This window comes from Streptomyces doebereineriae, assembly GCF_031845645.1.
In the GTDB taxonomy this organism is placed as follows: Bacteria; Actinomycetota; Actinomycetes; order Streptomycetales; family Streptomycetaceae; genus Streptomyces; species Streptomyces canus.
This window is the reverse complement of sequence record NZ_JAVREZ010000005.1, coordinates 83,757-101,319: the sequence shown is the minus strand read 5'-3', so window position 1 is coordinate 101,319 and position 17,563 is coordinate 83,757. Positions and strand designations below refer to the sequence as shown.

General features: G+C 71.3%; 15 protein-coding genes and 1 pseudogene. 2 read left to right on the top strand and 14 right to left on the bottom strand.

Annotation, left to right across the window (positions count from 1 at the left end; translation table 11 throughout):
- Nucleotides 1-4 precede the first annotated feature (4 nt).
- Nucleotides 5-841: pseudogene (locus tag RNB18_RS16625) on the top strand (D-alanyl-D-alanine carboxypeptidase family protein); the annotation flags it as partial.
- Nucleotides 842-924: 83 nt separating this feature from the next.
- Here the strand turns inward: RNB18_RS16625 and RNB18_RS16620 are convergent.
- The 14 genes from RNB18_RS16620 to RNB18_RS16555 all read right to left on the bottom strand — a co-directional run bounded on the left by RNB18_RS16620 (nucleotide 925) and on the right by RNB18_RS16555 (nucleotide 16,279).
- Nucleotides 925-2,280, bottom strand: coding sequence for a glycosyltransferase 87 family protein (locus tag RNB18_RS16620; RefSeq protein ID WP_311714842.1), 1,356 nt, complete (start codon nucleotides 2,278-2,280; stop codon nucleotides 925-927).
- Between the two features lie 11 nt (nucleotides 2,281-2,291).
- Nucleotides 2,292-3,695, bottom strand: a complete 1,404-nt coding sequence (gene mptB / locus RNB18_RS16615) for a polyprenol phosphomannose-dependent alpha 1,6 mannosyltransferase MptB (protein WP_311714841.1) — start codon at nucleotides 3,693-3,695, stop codon at nucleotides 2,292-2,294.
- A gap of 97 nt (nucleotides 3,696-3,792) precedes the next feature.
- Nucleotides 3,793-4,722, bottom strand: a complete 930-nt coding sequence (locus RNB18_RS16610) for a glutaminase (RefSeq protein ID WP_311714840.1) — start codon at nucleotides 4,720-4,722, stop codon at nucleotides 3,793-3,795.
- A gap of 57 nt (nucleotides 4,723-4,779) precedes the next feature.
- On the bottom strand, nucleotides 4,780-6,189 hold the full coding sequence (gene aspA / locus RNB18_RS16605; RefSeq protein WP_311714839.1) for an aspartate ammonia-lyase: 1,410 nt from the start codon (nucleotides 6,187-6,189) through the stop codon (nucleotides 4,780-4,782).
- Nucleotides 6,190-6,330: 141 nt separating this feature from the next.
- Nucleotides 6,331-7,347, bottom strand: a complete 1,017-nt coding sequence (locus RNB18_RS16600) for an asparaginase (protein WP_311714838.1) — start codon at nucleotides 7,345-7,347, stop codon at nucleotides 6,331-6,333.
- Nucleotides 7,348-7,426: 79 nt separating this feature from the next.
- Entirely contained in the window at nucleotides 7,427-8,875 is a 1,449-nt protein-coding gene (locus RNB18_RS16595) for an amino acid permease (protein WP_311714837.1), read from the bottom strand.
- Nucleotides 8,872-9,609 carry a FadR/GntR family transcriptional regulator gene (locus RNB18_RS16590; RefSeq protein ID WP_079072497.1) on the bottom strand — a complete coding sequence of 246 codons (738 nt, stop codon included), beginning with the start codon at nucleotides 9,607-9,609 and terminating at the stop codon, nucleotides 8,872-8,874. The genes RNB18_RS16595 and RNB18_RS16590 overlap by 4 nt, the downstream gene beginning before the upstream one ends.
- Before the next feature lie 92 nt (nucleotides 9,610-9,701).
- Nucleotides 9,702-10,538, bottom strand: a complete 837-nt coding sequence (locus tag RNB18_RS16585; protein WP_311714836.1) for an undecaprenyl-diphosphate phosphatase — start codon at nucleotides 10,536-10,538, stop codon at nucleotides 9,702-9,704.
- Nucleotides 10,539-10,611: 73 nt separating this feature from the next.
- On the bottom strand, nucleotides 10,612-10,986 hold the full coding sequence (crcB, locus tag RNB18_RS16580; protein ID WP_059208719.1) for a fluoride efflux transporter CrcB: 375 nt from the start codon (nucleotides 10,984-10,986) through the stop codon (nucleotides 10,612-10,614).
- Nucleotides 10,983-11,375: a DUF190 domain-containing protein gene (locus RNB18_RS16575; RefSeq protein ID WP_311714835.1), complete on the bottom strand. Its 393-nt coding sequence runs from the start codon at nucleotides 11,373-11,375 to the stop codon at nucleotides 10,983-10,985. Before RNB18_RS16575 ends, crcB (RNB18_RS16580) begins: the two co-directional genes overlap by 4 nt.
- On the bottom strand, nucleotides 11,372-11,827 hold the full coding sequence (gene crcB / locus RNB18_RS16570; RefSeq protein ID WP_311714834.1) for a fluoride efflux transporter CrcB: 456 nt from the start codon (nucleotides 11,825-11,827) through the stop codon (nucleotides 11,372-11,374). The genes RNB18_RS16575 and crcB (RNB18_RS16570) overlap by 4 nt, the downstream gene beginning before the upstream one ends.
- Nucleotides 11,828-11,994: 167 nt before the next feature.
- Entirely contained in the window at nucleotides 11,995-12,957 is a 963-nt protein-coding gene (locus tag RNB18_RS16565; RefSeq protein WP_311714833.1) for an SMP-30/gluconolactonase/LRE family protein, read from the bottom strand.
- 28 nt (nucleotides 12,958-12,985) lie between these two features.
- Nucleotides 12,986-13,273: an ArsR/SmtB family transcription factor gene (locus RNB18_RS16560; protein ID WP_311714832.1), complete on the bottom strand. Its 288-nt coding sequence runs from the start codon at nucleotides 13,271-13,273 to the stop codon at nucleotides 12,986-12,988.
- Between the two features lie 984 nt (nucleotides 13,274-14,257).
- Nucleotides 14,258-16,279, bottom strand: coding sequence for a beta-galactosidase (locus RNB18_RS16555; RefSeq protein WP_311714831.1), 2,022 nt, complete (start codon nucleotides 16,277-16,279; stop codon nucleotides 14,258-14,260).
- 197 nt (nucleotides 16,280-16,476) lie between these two features.
- Here RNB18_RS16555 and RNB18_RS16550 point away from each other — a divergent pair, with 197 nt between their 5' ends.
- Nucleotides 16,477-17,508, top strand: a complete 1,032-nt coding sequence (locus tag RNB18_RS16550; protein ID WP_311714830.1) for a LacI family DNA-binding transcriptional regulator — start codon at nucleotides 16,477-16,479, stop codon at nucleotides 17,506-17,508.
- The last annotated feature ends 55 nt before the right edge of the window (nucleotides 17,509-17,563 follow it).

Sequence of the window (17,563 nt, the reverse complement as noted above, 5' to 3'; positions counted from 1 at the left end):
CGGTATGACTATCGGATTTCCCTCCCGGTTTGCCGTCTCGGCCTGCGCACTGTGCATGACGGGACTTCTGGTGTGCGCCCCCTCGACGGCGGCCGCGCACACGGGCTCCGACCCCGCCGCGCCCGGCGGACCACTGGCCGCGGCCGCTGCGCCCGACCTGCTGTACCACTCCGGCACCCAGGTCCGGCCGCACCGGGGCGCACCCCGGATCCCTGACGTGTCCGCGCTGTCGTGGGTGGTGGCCGACGCCCACAGCGGGGAGGTCCTCGCGGCGCACGACGCCCACCGCAGGCTCCCGCCGGCCAGCACGCTCAAGACCCTCTTCGCCCTGACCGTCCTGCCGGTGCTGCCCGGCGGCCTCAGGCACACGGTCGGCGCGGAGGACCTCGCGGGCGTCGGCCCCGGCAGCAGTCTCGTCGGGGTCGCCCAGGGACGGACCTACCAGGTGGCCGACCTGTGGCGCGGGGTCTTCCTCAACTCCGGGAACGACGCCGTGCACGTCCTGGCCCGGCTCAGCGGCGGCTGGCGTACGACGGCCACCCGTATGCAGGCCAAGGCGCGCGCCCTGGGCGCCCGTGACACTAATGTCCGCTCCCCCGACGGCTACGACACCCCGGGGCAGGTCTCCTCCGCGTACGACCTCGCGGTCTTCGGCCGGGCGGGGCTGCGCAACGCGGACTTCGCGCGGTACTGCGGCACGGCCGAGGCGACGTTCCCCGGCCCGGGCGGATGGTCGTACGGGATCCGGAACACCAACCGGCTGCTGACCGGCGCCGATGGGGTGCAGCCCTACGACGGGCTGATCGGGATCAAGAACGGCTATACGAGTCATGCCGGCAACACGCTCGTCGCCGCCGCCCGCCGGGGCGGCCGGACGCTGGTCGTGACGGTGATGAACCCTCAGTCGGGCGGTGGCTTCGCGGTCTACGAGGAGGCGCGCCGGCTGCTCGACTGGGGGTTCGGCGCCGCCGGGCGGGTGGATCCGGTGGGCTCGCTGGACGCGCTGCGGGCGAGACCGCGGCCGGGGCCCGACGCCGTACCGGTCGCGGCGGCGGTCGCAGCGCACGACGACGGGCCGGGCTGGCTGGAGACCTGGGCCATCCTCGGCGCCGCCGGACTCGGTGCGGGGTCGATGGCCGTGGCCCTGCGGTCCCGGATCGGGCGTGCGGCTCGCGGCTGACCCACCGGCAGCCACAGCAGCAGGCCCAGGGTGATCCAGGTGTAGGTGTTGCTGCCGAGGAAGCCGTCGATGCCCGACGCGTCGTCGAACCACAACCACACCACGCTCGTGCACAGCACCGCGTACAGGGCGCCCGCGATCCGCAGGTGCCCGGTACGCACGAGCACGGCGAACGAGGGCAACAGCCACACCAGGTGGTGCACCCAGGTGATCGGGCTCACCAGACACGCGGTCAGCCCGGTCAGCGCGAACGCGGCCGCCCAGTCCCCCGCCACCACGGCCCGCCGGCCCCGTACGGCCCACACCCCGAGGGTCAGCACCACGGCCACCGCCCAGACCGCGCGGTCCGGTTCGCCGAGCCGCGCCAGGATGCCCTGCAGCGACTGGTTGGAGACATAGTCGAGGCGGCCGACCCTGGTCGTGTCCCACAGGGCGCCGGTCCAGTAGAAACGCGAGGCGTCCGGGGCCACGACAGCCGCGAACCCCGTCGCCGCCAGGGCCACGACGGTGGCGACCGCCGCCGCGCGCCAGCGCCGGGCGACCAGAAGCAGGCCGATGAACAGGGCAGGCGTGAGCTTCACCGCGGCGGCCAGACCGATACCGACACCGGCCCGGCGTCCCCGACCCGTCCCGAGCAGCCACGCGTCGACCAGGACGAGCGCCAACAGCAGGAGGTTCACCTGGCCGAAGCTGAAGGTGTCGCGCAACGGTTCGAACAGCGCGAGTGCGCAGGCGCCGAGAGCGCAGCCGTACCAGCCGTGACGGCGCCAGGCCCGTCCGGTGAGGAGGCGCACGACCACGGCCAGGGCCGCCAGGTTGAGCAGCAGGCCCACCGCGATCGCGGTGGGCAGGTCGAACAGGGCCATCGGGAGCATGGCGACGGCCGCGAACGGCGGATAGGTGAACCCGTACGGCGTCCCCGGCACCCGGTAGTCGTAGAGCCGTCCGCCGTGGTGGACCCAGGTGTCGACGGCTCCGTGATAGACGCGCAGGTCGAACCAGTCGCGCAGGAGCGGCACGGTCGCCGTGAAGGCGGTGACGGCCGCGACGGCGACGAGGGCCAGCAGCAGCCGGCCGCGATCCGTGGCCGGCGCCCTCATGCCGTACGTCCTCATGCCGTACGTCCCGTCACCGGGGCCTGGACCGTCTGGTGGGCCTGGACGAGCACGACCAGGGCGAGGACGCCTCCGGAGAGGGCGAGGACGAGTTGACCGGCGTCGGCCGGGCCGCCGCTCGGGAGGGTGGCGAGCGCGAGCACACCCGTCACGGCGGCCACCCGGTGCCGTACCGAGGCGCTGGGCGCGGCAGCCGCTATCAGGAACAGTCCCCACAGGGCGTACCAGGGGCGGATCGCCGGGCCGAGGGCGGCAACGGTGGCGAGGCTCAGGCCCAGGGCGTAGACGGGGCGCGGGCGAAGACGCAGCCATATGTGGCCGATGACGACGACGGCGATCGCGACGCCGAGGGCGTGCCAGGCCGGGACGGCCAGTGGGGCCAGGTCGCTGCCGAGACGTTCCAGCAGGGCTCCGGTGGCGCGGCCGAGGAGGCTGGTGGGGGCCCAGTTCCCGGAGGACACGGGGGTGTTGAGGGCGCCGATCCAGCCGTAACCGGTGCCCGCGACGGCCGTGGCGGCGACGGTGGTGGCGGCCGCCGAGACGGCGGCTGTCAGGACGGCCCTCGCCGGGTGGTCACCGGCCCGGATCCGCAGCACGACGATCGCCGCCAGTCCCAGGGCGGCGGGCGCCTTCACCAGCGCGGCGAGCGTCACGAGGACGGCGCCCAGGATCGGCCACCGGCCAAGGGCGGCGACCAGGCCGAGGCCGAGGAGACCGAGCATGACGGCGTCATTGTGGGCACCCGCGACCAGGTGGAGCAGTACGAGCGGGTTGAGGGCGCCGAGCCAGAGCGCGGCAGCCGGATCCGCGCCGCTGTGACGGGCCAGGCGGGGCAGGACGGCCGCCATGAGAGCCACGCCGAGCAGGGCGACGAGCCGCATCCCGAGCAGACCGGCCGGGAGTTCGCCGTGGGACGCCTTGGCCAGCGCGGAGGCCACGCCGAGAAACACGGGGCCATACGGGGCGGCCGTGTTGCGCCACATCGGGGCGACCTCGTCCGCGAGGGGACCGCCGAGCAGGGCGGGGCCATGGCTGTAGACGTCCATGTGGGCGTCGGCCATGGCTCCTTGGGCGAGGTAGCTGTAGACGTCCCGGCTGAACAGGGGCGGGGCGAGCAGCAGCGGGAGAGACCAGATGACGAGGACGGCCATGAGCTCGCGCGTGCTGGGCCGCTTGGTGGGGCTGCGCACCAGGCGGCCGAGGAGGAGCCAGGCCGCGATCAGCAGGACCACGCCGAAGTAGGCACCGACCAGGCCGAGTGCCGCCTGGGGCGCGGCCGGGGTGAGCAGTTCGCGGGCGGGCAGAGCTCCTGAGGTCTCACCACCTGCGGCGAGGAAGGCGGTGCCGACCAGACCGAGGATCTGGCAACGACGGAGATCTACGGGAACCTTGGCCAACACGTCGGCAGCGTGTCAGTTTCGGGTGGCTGGAAGGCGACGAGGTGACGACCGGGGTGTGACCGGTGCGTGGTCGGGTGCGGGACCCGCGCTCGCCTTCTCAGAACACGGAGAGACCCGTCAGCGTCGTGAACCTGTCCAGGGCCGCCACCCCCGCCACGGAGTTGCCCCGCTCGTCCAGACCCGGTCCCCATACGCACAGGGTGCAGCGGCCCGGGACCACCGCGATGACTCCGCCGCCCACGCCGCTCTTCCCCGGCAGGCCCACCCGGTAGGCGAAGTCGCCTGCCGCGTCGTACGTGCCGCAGGTCAGCATGATGGCGTTGATCTGTTTGGCCTGGCTGAGGGTGAGGAGGCGGGTGCCGTCGGCGCGGATGCCGTGGCGGGCCAGGAAGGTGGTGGCCAGGGCCAGGTCGGCGCAGGACGCCCTGATCGAGCACTGGCGGAAGTACTGGTCGAGCAGGACCGGGATGTCGTTGTCGATGTTGTCGTACGCGGCCATGAAGTGGGCCAGGGCGGCGTTGCGGTCGCCATGGGCGGACTCGGAGGCGGCCACCTCCTCGTCGAAGTCCAGGGCCGGGTTGCCGCTCTCCGCGCGCAGGAACGACAACAACTCGCCCGCCGCGTCTCCGGTACGGCTGTGGAGGCGGTCGGTGACGACGAGGGCGCCCGCGTTGATGAACGGGTTGCGCGGGATGCCGTTCTCGTACTCCAGCTGGACGAGGGAGTTGAAGGGGTTGCCGGAGGGCTCACGGCCCACGTGCTCCCACAGTTCGTCGCCCTCGCGGGCCAGGTCGAGCGCGAGGGTGAAGACCTTGGTGATGGACTGCGTGGAGAACGGCTCCCGCCAGTCGCCCACCCCGTACACCGTGCCGTCCAGCTCCGCGACGGCCATACCGAAGCTGCGCGGGTCGCAGGCCGCGAGCGCAGGGATGTAGTCGGCGGCGCGGCCCCGGCCCGGGGTCCGTTCGATCTCCTCGGCGATGCGTTCCAGGACCGGCTGGAAGGCGAGCGACGACGTCGTGTTCATGATCACTATTGTGCCTCCGGGCCGGTCCTGGTGGGTGTCACGGTAGGCCGGGCGCCGTCAGGCCCGAGGGGAGCCGCTGCCCGCGAGGACTTCCGGCCGCAGCAGGTCGGCGAGGGTCTCAGCGGGCAACAGGCCCTTTTCCAGGACGAGTTCGGCCACTCCCCGGCCGCTGGCGAGGGCCTCCTTGGCGATGTCGGTGGCGGCTGTGTACCCGATGTGCGGGTTGAGGGCGGTGACCAGGCCGATGGAGTTCTCGACGGTCCGGCGCAGCGCCTCGGTGTTGGCGGTGATGCCGTCCACGCAGCGTTCGGCGAGGGTGAGGCAGGCCGCGCGCAGGTGGGTGATGGACTCCGACAGGGAGTGCAGGATGATCGGCTCGAAGGCGTTGAGCTGGAGCTGTCCCGCCTCCGCGGCCATCGTGATGGCCACGTCGTTGCCGATCACCTCGAAGGCCACCTGGTTGACGACCTCCGGGATCACGGGGTTGACCTTCCCCGGCATGATCGACGAACCCGCCTGCACCGGCGGCAGGTTGATCTCACCGAGGCCCGCGCGCGGCCCGGAAGACAGCAGCCGCAGGTCGTTGCAGCTCTTGGACAGCTTGACCGCGACCCGCTTGAGCACACCGGACATCTGCACGAACGCACCGCAGTCCTGCGTCGCCTCCACGAGGTTGGCCGCGGTCACCAGCGGCAGCCCGGTGATGGTGGCCAGGTGGCGCCGGGCGGCCTCGGCGTACCCGACGGGAGCATTGAGTCCTGTCCCGATCGCCGTGGCACCCAGGTTGATCTCATGGATCAACTGGACGGCCTCGTCAAGGCGGCTGCGATCCTCGTCAATCATGACGGCATACGCCGAGAACTCTTGACCCAGCGTCATGGGCACCGCGTCCTGCAACTGTGTACGGCCCATCTTGAGCACCTCGCGGAACTCGACGGCCTTACGGGCGAACGCGTCCTGAAGTACGGCCATCGCGTCGAGCAGTCCACGTACCGCGAAGACCGTCGCTATCTTGACGGCGGTCGGGTAGACGTCATTTGTCGACTGGCCCAGGTTGACGTCCTCGTTGGGGTGCAGGAAGGAGTACTGCCCCTTCTCGTGCCCCAGCAGTTCCAACGCCCGGTTGGCGACGACCTCGTTGGCGTTCATGTTGGTCGAGGTACCGGCCCCGCCCTGGATCACATCGACCACGAACTGGTCGTGCAGCTTCCCGTCGCGTATCTCCCGGCAGGCCTCGACGATCGCGGCGGCCTTCCTGGGCTCCAGCAGCCCGAGCTCCTCATTGGCGAGAGCTGCGGCCTCCTTGACGGCGGCGAGCGCGTCGATGAGATGCGGGTAGGCGGAGATCGGCGTACCGGTGATGGGGAAGTTCTCGGTGGCACGCAGGGTGTGGACACCCCAGTAGGCGTCGACGGGGACGTCGCGGTCGCCGAGGAGGTCGTGCTCACGGCGGATGACGGCGGTCATGAGGGTACGGGTCCTTGTCTGAAGGGGGTCAGGTGAGTTTTTTTGAGGGGCGCGGGGCTGTATCGATGTGCGGCTCCGCCGCGCGGGCGCGACCAGCCACAGCCGAGGCGCAGCCGCACAACGACATGTCGGCCCGAGCCCTCAGGCACACGCCGAGGCAACAACCGGCTCCAGCGAACGCACGGGCCGCACACACCCGACCTCAAGGCCGCCTCCAAGAAGCGCCTCCCCCTGGAACTCCGTGAGCAGATCCGGCGAAACCCCGGCCCACGCCAACGCCGCCGCAGCAACCGGCACCCGCGCCCGATTCGCCCCGTCGGAGATCTTCACGGCGACAGCGCGCCCGTCCGGAAGCGCGGCGACCTGAACGCCCTCGAACCCGTCCTTCGCGAGCAGCCCGGGCACGGCCTTCATCATCGCGGCCACGTCCCGCCCCGCCCCGGACGCCATCTCGGCATGCTCCCGCATCGCGTCGGCGACCCGGGCCTCAGGGGTACCGGGAGCCGCCGAGGTGATCCGTGCCGCGGCCCGGGCAAGGCCGTGCAGCGAGACGGAGAACAAAGGCGCACCGCACCCGTCGACGGTCACCCTCGCGATCCGCTGCCCGGTCAGGTCCTCGACGATCTCGGCGATCGCCTGCTGGAGCGGATGCGAGGGGTCGAGGTACCCCTCGAGAGGCCAGTCGTTGAGCACGCACGTGTACAGCATCGCCGCGTGCTTGCCGGAGCAGTTCTGTGCGAGCCGCGAGGGCGCGCGGCCTTCCCGGATCCACTCGTCCCGGACGGCCGGGCCGAACGGCATGTCCTGGACGTTGCGCAGGGCGTCCTCGGACACACCCGCGAGCTCCAGGATCCGCCGGGCCCCGGCGAGGTGGCGTTCCTCGCCGGAGTGGCTGGCCGCGGTGAGCGAGAGGAGCTCGCCGTCCAGCGGCAGCCCGGCCCGGACCATGGCGACGGCCTGGACCGGCTTGAGCGCGGACCGCGGATAGAACGCGGCCTCGATGTCACCGAGTTGGAAACGGACGTCCCCGTCGCCGCCGAGGACGACGACGGAACCGTAGTGGGTGCCCTCGATCAGCCCACCGCGGATGAGGTGGGCGACGGGAGCGTGGAGGGGTTCACGGACCAGGGGTGCGGCCGCGACGGGACTGCTGTACATCACTTCCTGCTTCTCCGGGAACGTCACGCGGGTCACGCGTGCGTGCCGGTCGATTCGGGCTCGGTGTGCGCGCGAGCGATCACGCGCCGGTGGATTGGCTCTCGGTGGAGGTGCGGGAGACCCTGCCCCGGACGGCGAACCACCCGGCGACCAGGGCCGCGACGATCAGCGGGAGGCACAGCACGGTGGTGCGGCCGGCGCCGCCGTCGGCGTACATGAGGACCAGGACGGAGGCGAGGAAGGCCAGCGTCACGAGTTCGGTCCAGGGGGATCCCGGCAGTCGGTAGCCGGGGCGGGTGAGGTCGCCCTTCTCGGTCTTCTGCCAGAAGAGCAGGTGACAGACCATGATCATGCCCCAGGTGGCGAGGATGCCGATGGCGGCGAAGTTCAGCACGATCTCGAACGCGTCGGCGGGGACCACGTAGTTGAGGCCGACACCGAGGACGCAGATGCCGCTGGTGAGCAGGATGCCGCCGTAGGGGACCTGGCTGCGGCTCATGACGCCGGTGAACTTCGGGGCGGAGCCGGACATCGCCATGGAGCGCAGGATGCGCCCGGTGCTGTACAGGCCGGAGTTGAGCGAGGACATGGCCGCGGTGAGGACGACGAGGTTCATCACACCGCCGGCCGCCGGGATGCCGATGTTGGACAGGACGGTCACGAAGGGGCTCTCGCCGGCGGTGTACTTGTTCCAGGGCAGCAGCATCGAGAGCAGGAGGACCGAGCCGACGTAGAAGATGCCGACGCGCCACATGATCGAGTTGATCGCCTTGGGCATGATCTTCTCGGGGTTCTCGGTCTCGCCCGCGGCGACGCCGACCAGTTCGACCGAGGCGTAGGCGAAGACGACACCCTGGATGATCAGGAGCATGGGCAGCAGGCCGCTGGGGAAGACGCCGCCGTTGTCGGTGATCAGGGACGGGCCGGGGTGGTGGCCGTCGATCGGGTGCTGGGTGGCCAGCAGGAAGATGCCGATCAGCATGAACGCCACGAGCGCGCCCACCTTGATGATGGCGAACCAGAACTCCAGCTCGCCGAACATCTTCACCGAGATGAGGTTGACGGTGAGGACGACCGCGAGCGCGATGAGGGCGATCACCCACTGCGGGATGTCGGAGAACATGCCCCAGTAGTGCGTGTAGAGGGCGACGGCGGTGATGTCGGCGATGCCGGTGGTGGCCCAGTTCAGGAAGTACATCCAGCCGGCGACGTAGGCGCCCTTCTCGCCGAGGAACTCCCGGGCGTACGACACGAAGGCGCCGGAGGAGGGCCGGTACAGGACGAGTTCGCCGAGGGCGCGCACGACGAGGAAGGCGAAGACGCCGCAGACCGCGTAGGCGATGAAGAGGGACGGGCCGGCGTCGGCCAGGCGGCCGCCGGCGCCCAGGAAGAGGCCGGTGCCGATCGCGCCACCGATGGCGATCATGTTGACGTGTCGTGACTTGAGGGACTTGCTGTAGCCCTCGTCTCCGGCGTCGACATGGCCGGAACGTTTCTGCACGCCGTCGTGCAGGGACTGCTCGCTCACGCCTGGGACTCGCCTTCCGTGGGGGTGTCCGTGCCCGTGTTCGGGGAACGCACGATGTCGGTGAGGGTGGTCTCTACGCGGTCGAGGTGGTGGGACATGGCCTCCACCGCGTCGTGCTCGGAACCGTCGATCAGCGCTTCGACAATCGCGCGGTGCTCGCGGTTGGACTGCTCCCGGCGGCCGCCCAGCTCGTTGAGGAACGCCGACTGACGCGCCAGTGCGTCCCGGATCTCCTCGATGACCCGGCGGAAGACCGGGTTCTGGGCGGCCTCGGCCACGGCGAGGTGGAAGAGGGTGTCCATCGCGACCCACGCCGTGGTGTCGGTCTCCCGTTCCATCCGGTCCAGCAGGTGGGCCAGGTGGTCCAGGTTCTCCGGGGTGCGGCGCCGGGCCGCGTACCCGGCGACCGGGATCTCGACGTGGCGGCGCACCTCCAGGAGGTCGCTGGCCGCGTAGTCGCCGAAGGTGGGGTCCTCCACCGCGTTGGCCACGACGAAGGTGCCCTTGCCGGTCTTGGAGACTGTCAGGCCCATGGTCTGCAGGGCCCTGAGGGCCTCGCGCAGGACGGGCCGGCTGATCTCCAGGGTGCGGCAGAGCTCCGCCTCGGAGGGGAGCTTGTCGCCGATGGCGTACTCCCCGCGCTCGATGGCATCACGCAGATGCGCCAGCACCGCCTCCATGGCGCTGATGCGCCGCGGAGGCTGACTGGCTGTCCGGCTGTCTGACAGGTTCACGGGAGAGATACTCCGGGCGGTGGGAGGGTGCTGTCAAGGGGACGGGCGTACGGGGTGCGAGGAGTGAGAGCCGCCTCGCACCCCCGTGGCGGTCAGCTTCCGAGTGTCCCCGTGGCCAGCAGGCCGAAGAGCAGCAGGCCCACGACGATCCGGTAGACCACGAAGGCGTTGAAGGAGTGCTTGGCCACGAACTTCAGCAGCCAGGCGATGGAGGCGTAGGCGACGACGAAGGAGACGCCCGTGCCGACGGCGAGCGGAGCCGCCCCCACGCCCGCACCGAGGGCGTCCTTGAGCTCGTAGAGGCCGGCGCCGGTGAGGGCGGGAATGCCCAGGAAGAACGACAGGCGGGTGGCGGCCACGCGGTCCAGGTCGAGCATCAGGGCCGTGGACATGGTCGCACCGGAGCGGGAGAAGCCGGGGAAGAGCAGCGCGAGGATCTGCGAGCTGCCGACCAGCATCGCGTCCTTGAAAGAGGTGTCGTCCTCACCGCGCTTGTGCCGCCCCATCTGGTCCGCCGCCCACATCACACCGCTGCCGACGATCAGGGAGCCCGCGACCACCCACAGGGACGCGAGCGGCCCCTCGATGAGCGGCTTGGCGGCCAGGCCGACGATGACGATCGGAATGGTCGCGGCGATCACCCACCAGGCGAATTTGTAGTCGTGGTGGTAGCGCTCCTCCTTGTTGACCAGCCCTCTCCCCCACGCGGAGACGATCCGCACGATGTCCTTGAAGAAGTACACGAGCACGGCGGCGATCGCGCCGACCTGGATGACGGCCGAGAACCCGACGACGGCGTCGTCGTCGACGGGGATGTTCATCAAGCCCTCGACGATCTTCAGATGGCCGGTGGAGGAGACGGGCAGAAACTCGGTCACCCCTTCGACGGCTCCGAGGACGACGGCCTGACCGACGCTGATGACGCTCATGGGATCCAGTTCTTCTCAGGGGACGGCAGGTGCGGAGGGCACAGTCTTACTACACGCGGACAAGCGTCGAGGCCTACGCCCACACGGCCTGCGCCAGCGCCACCCCCGCGAAGGCCGCTCCGAGACCGGCCACCACGCTCGCGGCCACGTTGGCCGCGGCGTAGAAGCGTGCCCCGGTCTCGCTGAGCCGGAGGGTCTCGTAGGAGAAGGTCGAGTACGTCGTCAGGGCCCCGCACAGACCGGTGCCCAGGAGGAGCTGGAGGTGGGATCCGGCGGCCCCCTCCGCCACGGCCCCGGTGAGCAGGCCGAGGATCAGACAGCCCGTGACATTGACGGCGAAGGTGCCCCAGGGGAAGAGCGAGTCATGCCGGGACTGCACCGCGCGGTCGGTGAGATAGCGGAGCGGGGCACCGACCATGGCACCCGTGACGACCAGCAGCCAGTTCACAACGACTTCTTACCCTTCCTGCCCGTTCTGCCCTGACTTGCGCTCTGGGTCCCGTCGCGGCCGACGTACCGGATGACCTCGCAGTCGTCGAGGGTCACCAGGCCCTCGGTGATGAGTTCGTCGAGCTGCGGCAGGAACTCCCGTACGCGGGTCTCGGTGTCGACGATGACGACGGCCACCGGCAGGTCCTCGCTGAGGGACAGCAGCCGGGAGGTGTGGATCAGGGAGGAGGCACCGAAACCCTCGATGCCGCGGAAGACGCTGGCCCCGGCGAGCCCCGCCGCGTGGGCGCGGTGCACGATCTCGGTGTAAAGGGGCTTGTGGTGCCAGGTGTCGTTCTCGCCGACGTAGACGGTCACGCGCAGGGCGCTGCCGGTCAGCCTCGTCATGGCTGCCTCCACTTCAGGACGCGGCGGGTCGCTGTGGACGCGAGCCACACCGCGGTGAGGGCCGCGAGCAGCGTCGCGGCGAGATAGGTCAGGCCGATGGCCGGCCGACCGTGATCGACGAGCTTCTGGATGTCGACGGCGTAGGTCGAGAAGGTGGTGAAGCCGCCTAGGACGCCGGTGCCGAAGAAGGGGCGGACCAGGCGGTGGGCGGCCCACACGTCGGTGATGACGACCATGAACACGCCGATGACGGCACAGCCGACGACGTTGGTCCAGAAGGTCGCCCAGGGGAATCCGCCGGGCGGGGTGGGCCAGTGGAGGGAGAGGGCGTACCGGGCGGTGGCCCCGAGGGCGCCGCCGATCGCGACCACCGCGACGACCGGCGCCTGACCGTGCCGGAGCGACGGGCGCCCGGATCTGGCGGGGGCGCGGAGGCTCTCCGGGGCTGTCATGGTCGTGTCTCTCCTACTCGCCGGGGCCCGGGCACACGGGCGCGCTCCGTCGCAAGTAGGGACCGTTGGCGGCGCCTTCGCCGCGGTTCGGGTACGGCGGGCCCCACCGCCGCGCCGCGAGGGTGATCGCGACCGAGGACCAGGGTAACGCCGGGGCGCCACCGGGGTCACTTCGCGGCGGGCGGCTCGCACAGCGCGATGCCACGCTCCCAGAGGCTGCCGAGGACCAGGTGGCCGGAGGCCTCGCAGACGCTGGTGACCATGCGGAAGCGGGAACGGTTGCGGGCGAGGTGGTGGACGACCTCGCCCGTGTCGTCGACCGCGAGGACGCCGATGCTGCCCGTGGGGCGGTAGGGGGCGCGTACGGCGATGCGGGCGGCGGCTCGGCGGACCGGTGGGGCGGCGCGGTGCAGCAGGTCGAGCGGGGGCACGCGGGGACCGGCGAGCGAGACCCAGACCGGGCCGTCGGGTCCGCCGCGCCAGATGTTGTCGGGCATGCCGGGCAGGTTCTCGGCGAGGGGTTCGGCGCGTCCGGCCTGCGGTCCGTCGAGCCAGTAGCGGGTGAGCCGGCGGGCTCCGGTCTCGGCGACGACCAGGAAGGACTCGTCGCCGCTCGCGGCGAGGCCGTTGGCGAACTGCAGTCCCTCCAGCAGGACTTCGGGAGTGTCGTCGCCGGGCGCCAGGCGCAGGAGGCGGCCGGTGCCGGTGTGTTCGACGATGTCGCCGATCCACTGCTCCAGGGGGTAACGACGGCTGGAGACGGTGAAGTACACGCTGCCGTCGGACAGCGCGACCACGTTGCTGGCGAACCGCAGCCGCTCCCCCGCCACCTCGTCGGCGATGACGCGTACGGTGCCGTCGGCGAGGTCGACGCCCAGGAGTCCGCGTTCGGCGTCGCACACCAACAGGGCGCCGTCCGGAAGGAGTTCGAGGCCGAGCGGTCTGCCGCCGGTCTCGGCGAGCACCTCGACGCGGGCGGCGAGCGGTTCCGTCAGTCCGTCGATGCGCAGGATGCGGCCGTCCGCCACTCCGGTAAGGACCCGGCCGCGGGTGTCGGAGACGACGTCCTCGGGGCCGTGGCCGCCGATCGCGACGTAGTGGCGGGGAGTCAGTGCGGTGGAACGGTCCATCAGGTGCCTGCCCTTCCGGTGCGGGTCGCTACCAGCCCTTCTCGAACATGCGCGCCACCTCGGCGATGCGCATCTCGTCGCGACGGTAGTACGTACGCCACCGGATTCTCTTGGTACGCAGCAGGCCGATGTCCACGAGCACGCCGAGGTGGGTCTCCGCGACGGAGCGGGGCACGCCGAGCTTGCGTGCGACCGTGCCGGCGGTGACTCCGTCCCGGGCGGGGTCGCCGTGCCGCTGCGCCGGGAAGTGGGCAGCCGGGTCCTTCAGCCACTCCAGGATGTCCAGGCGCCGCTGGCCGGCCGGGATCCTCAGCATCTCGTCCCCTCCGCCCCTGCTTCTGCGTGCGTCCACTGTCCCGCAGCCGAAGCCGCCCTGTCCCGGAGTCACCGAGCTTGTCCGAGATGGAACTCCTTTGGGACAGAGGGCTGTTGGCACGCTCGGGGGCCGGTGAGGAAAACGCGGCTGCGTTTGGAGGGTTCGGGGCTTGGCCCGGGGTTCGGGGCTTGGCCCGGGGTTCGGGGCTTGGCCCGGGGTTCGGGGCTTGGCCCGGGGTTCGGGGCTTGGCCCGGGGTTCGGGGCTTGGCCCGGGGTTCGGGGCTTGGCCCGGGACAGGGGCCGGTACGGGACAGGGGCCGGTACGGGCCGTAAGGCCAATCTGCGGGCTTGTGGCAGAGCCGGGACCCGCGGCCGATCCGGACCGCGAGGCAGAGCCGAGCCGCGAGGCCGATGCGGACCGCGGACGGATTCAGGGCGCGGACGGATTCGGGCCACGGGCGGATTCGGGCCCGTGAGGCCGGCCCGCGGGCTTGCGGCCCCTGAGGTAGGCCCCACCGGACCGCGAGCAGAGCCGAAAACCCTGGGCCCGAGCCCGGCCATGAGGCCAACCCGTACCGCGGGCGGATTCGGGCCCGTGAGGCTGGCCCGCGGGCTTGCGCCCCCTGAGGTAGGCCCCACCGGACCGCAAGGCCGATCCGGACCGCGAGGCAGAGCCGAAACCCGGGGCCCGAGCCCAGCCGTGAGGCCCATTCGGGCCACAGGCGGATTCGGGCCCGTGAGGCCGGCCCGCGGGCTTGCGCCCCCTGAGGTAGGCCCCATCGGACCGCAAGGCCGATCCGGACCGCAAGGCCGATCCGGAACCCGGGGGCCGAGCCGAAACCCGGGGGCCAAGCCCGGCCACGAGGCCAACCCGTACCGCGGGCGGATTCGGGCCCGTGAGGCCGGTCCGCGGGCTTGCGACCCCCTGGGAGTGAAGCCCCCTCCGCCCGCGGCTCGTGGTCTCGCGGGCGGAGGGGAGTCGGTTCAGGCGTCGAGCCGTACGACCCGGACGGCGCCCGCCGGGACGGCGAGACGGCCCGCGGCACGTTCGCCGGTCAGCAGTTCGGTGCCCGCCGCGTCCAGGGGCACCTTGGCCTCCGACGCGGTGTGGTTGACCACGAAGACGTAGGAACCGGACTCCCCGTTGCGCCGGACCACCTCGACGTCGTGGGGCAGGTCGGCGCGCGAGGGGAGCTGGGCGTCCTCGGCGGCCCAGCCGAGCAGCGCGTCGAGGCCCTGGGCGGCCAGGCGCGTGGAGACGTACCAGGCCGTGCCCTCGCCGTGGCGGTGCCGGGTGACGGCGGGGTGACCGGCGGCCAGGCCGTCGGCGTAGGTCCACACCGTCTCGGCGCCGCGCGGCACGACGAACTCGGTCCACACGTCGCCGGTGAGCTCGGAGCCGTCTGGTCCGGTGATCCGCACCAGCTGGTCCGGCAGGAGCGGCGAGAACTCCTCGACGGTCAGGCCCAGGACGTCCCGCAGCGCGCCCGGATGGGCACCCGCGTGGACGGCGTCGTGTTCGTCGACGATGCCGGAGAAGTACGACACGACGAGGGTGCCACCGTTCTCGACGTAAGCCCTGAGGTTGTTCCCGGCAGCCTCCGTCATCAGGTACAGGGCGGGGACGACGACAAGGGGATAAGCCGACAAGTCGGCTTCCGGGTGGGCGAAGTCGACCGTGAGGTGTCGGTCGTAGAGGGCCTCGTAGAAGGCGTCGGCACGCTCGCGCGCGTCGTGGTCCTCGCTGGGGCGCCAGTCGAGGTTCTGCGCCCACCAGGAGTGCCAGTCCCACAGGACGGCCACGTCCGCCTGGGTGCGGGTGCCGCGGATCGTGCTCAACGAGTCCAGAGAGGCGCCCAGTTCGACGACCTCGCGCCACACGCGTGTGTCGGTGCCGCCGTGCGGGACCATCGCCGAGTGGAACTTCTCGGCGCCGCGCCGGGACTGACGCCACTGGAAGAACATGGCGCCCTCGGAGCCGCGGGCCACGTGCGCCAACGAGTTGCGGGCCATCTGGCCGGGCGCCTTGGCGGGGTTGCGGGGCTGCCAGTTGACGCCCGAGGTGGAGTGTTCCAGCAGGATCCAGGGGGCGCCGCCCGCTACCGAGCGGGTGAGGTCGGCGGCCATGGCGAGGTTGACGTGGGTGCGGCGGCCGTCGGTGATGAGGTAGTGGTCGTTGGTGACGATGTCGACCTCGCGGCCCCAGGCCCAGTAGTCGACGGAGTCGCACTGGCTGAGCGCGGTCATGAAGTTGGTGGTGACCGGGACGCCCGGGGAGAGCCGGTGCAGGATGTCCCGCTCGGCTACGAAGTTCTCGCGCATGGTGGCGTCGGCGAACCGCTTGTAGTCCAGCGCCTGGCCGGGGTTGCCGACGGTGGCCGCGGTACGCGGCGGGTCGATCTGCTCGACGCTCGTGTAGTGCTGGCCCCAGAAGGCGGTGCCCCAGGCCTCGTTGACGGCGTCGACGCCGCCGTACGTCGCCTGGAGCCAGCGGCGGAAGTGGGCGGCGCAGGAGTCGCAGTAGCAGGCGGACACGGGGACGCCGTACTCGTTGTGCACGTGCCACATCGCCAGGGCCGGGTGGTCGGCATAACGCGCTGCGAGCTGGGTGGTGATGTTCGCGGCGGCCGCGCGGTAGGCACTGTTGCTGTGGCAGATGGCACCGCGCGAGCCGAACGCGAGGCGGGTGCCGTCGGCCGTGACCGGCAGTGCGTCGGGATGGGCGCGGTAGAACCAGGCGGGCGGGACGACGGTGGGCGTGCCGAGGTCGACGCGGACGCCGTTCTCGTGCAGCAGGCCGAGGATCCGGTCCAGCCAGCCGAAGTCGTACACGCCCGGTTCCGGCTCCAGGAGCGCCCAGGAGAAGATCCCTACGCTGACCATGGTGACCCCGGCCTCGCGCATCAGCCGGACGTCCTCGTCCCAGACGCTCTCGGGCCACTGCTCCGGGTTGTAGTCCCCGCCGAAGGCAAGCCTGGTGAGGCCCCTGGGGGTGGTCTCCGGCATGGTCTCTCCCGTTTCGAGTCGTTGGGAACGTGCACACACGGCTCCAGAAGTGTGCGGCCCAAGATAACCGTACAGAGGTAACCCTTGCCAAGTGCCTTACAGCAGGCTTTTCTGTGCACGATCCCAGCACAGTCGCATCCTGCCCGTGCCGTCCCGCTGCTCGAGCACCCTCGTGCCGCTCACGGGGGCATAGAGTCTTGACCATGAACAATGCGGGGGGCCGGCGCAGACCACCGACGATCCACGACGTGGCCCGCGAGGCCGGGGTCTCGCGGGGCACCGTCTCGCGCGTCCTCAACGGCGGACACTACGTCAGCCCGCCCGCCCTGGAGGCGGTCAACGCCGCCATCCGCAAGACGGGTTACGTCGTCAACCGGCACGCCCGCTCGCTGATCACCGGCCGCTCCGACTCGGTCGGTTTCCTGCTCACGGAGCCCCAGGAGCGGTTCTTCGAGGACCCCAACTTCAACGTCCTGCTGCGCGGCTGCACCCAGGCACTGGCCGCGCACGACATCCCCCTGCTGCTGATGCTGGCGGGCACCGAGGACGAGCGGCGCCGGATCAAGCGGTTCATCACGGCGGGCCACCTCGACGGCGTGCTGCTGGTCACCAGCCACTCCGCGGACCCGGTGGCCGAGGAACTCCACAAAGCGGGCGTGCCCGTCGTGCAGTGCGGCAAGCCCATGAGGTCCGGCTCGAAGGTGAGCTACGTGGCCGCGGACGACCGCGACGGCGCCCGTGACATGGTGCGCCATCTACTGTCCCTGGGCCGCCGCCGGATCGGCATCGTGACCGGCCCGCTGGACTCACCGGGCGGGGTCGACCGTCTCGCCGGCTACAAGGAGGTGCTGACGGAGGCGGGCATCGGGATCGACGAGCGGCTCGTCGTCTCCGGCGACTACAGCCGGGCCGCCGGGGAGGCGGGCGCCGAACGGCTGCTGGCGCAGGCTCCGGACCTGGACGCCGTGTTCGTCGCCTCCGACCTCATGGCGCTGGGCGCCCTGACGGCACTGCGCCGGGCCGGCCGCCGGATCCCCGAGGACGTGGCCGTCGGCGGCTTCGACGACTCCATCGCCGCGACCGAGGCCACCCCTCCCCTCACCACGATCCGCCAGCCCTACGACCGCATCAGCGCCGAGATGGTGCGGGTGCTGCTGGCCCAGTTGGGTGGCGAGGATCCGGCGGCGGTGATCCTGCCCACGGAGCTGGTCCGCCGCGAGTCGACCTGAGGCCGGGCTTCGGGGCCGGCAGGGTTGCGGAAAAGTCGGTCCTGCTCGGTGCGTT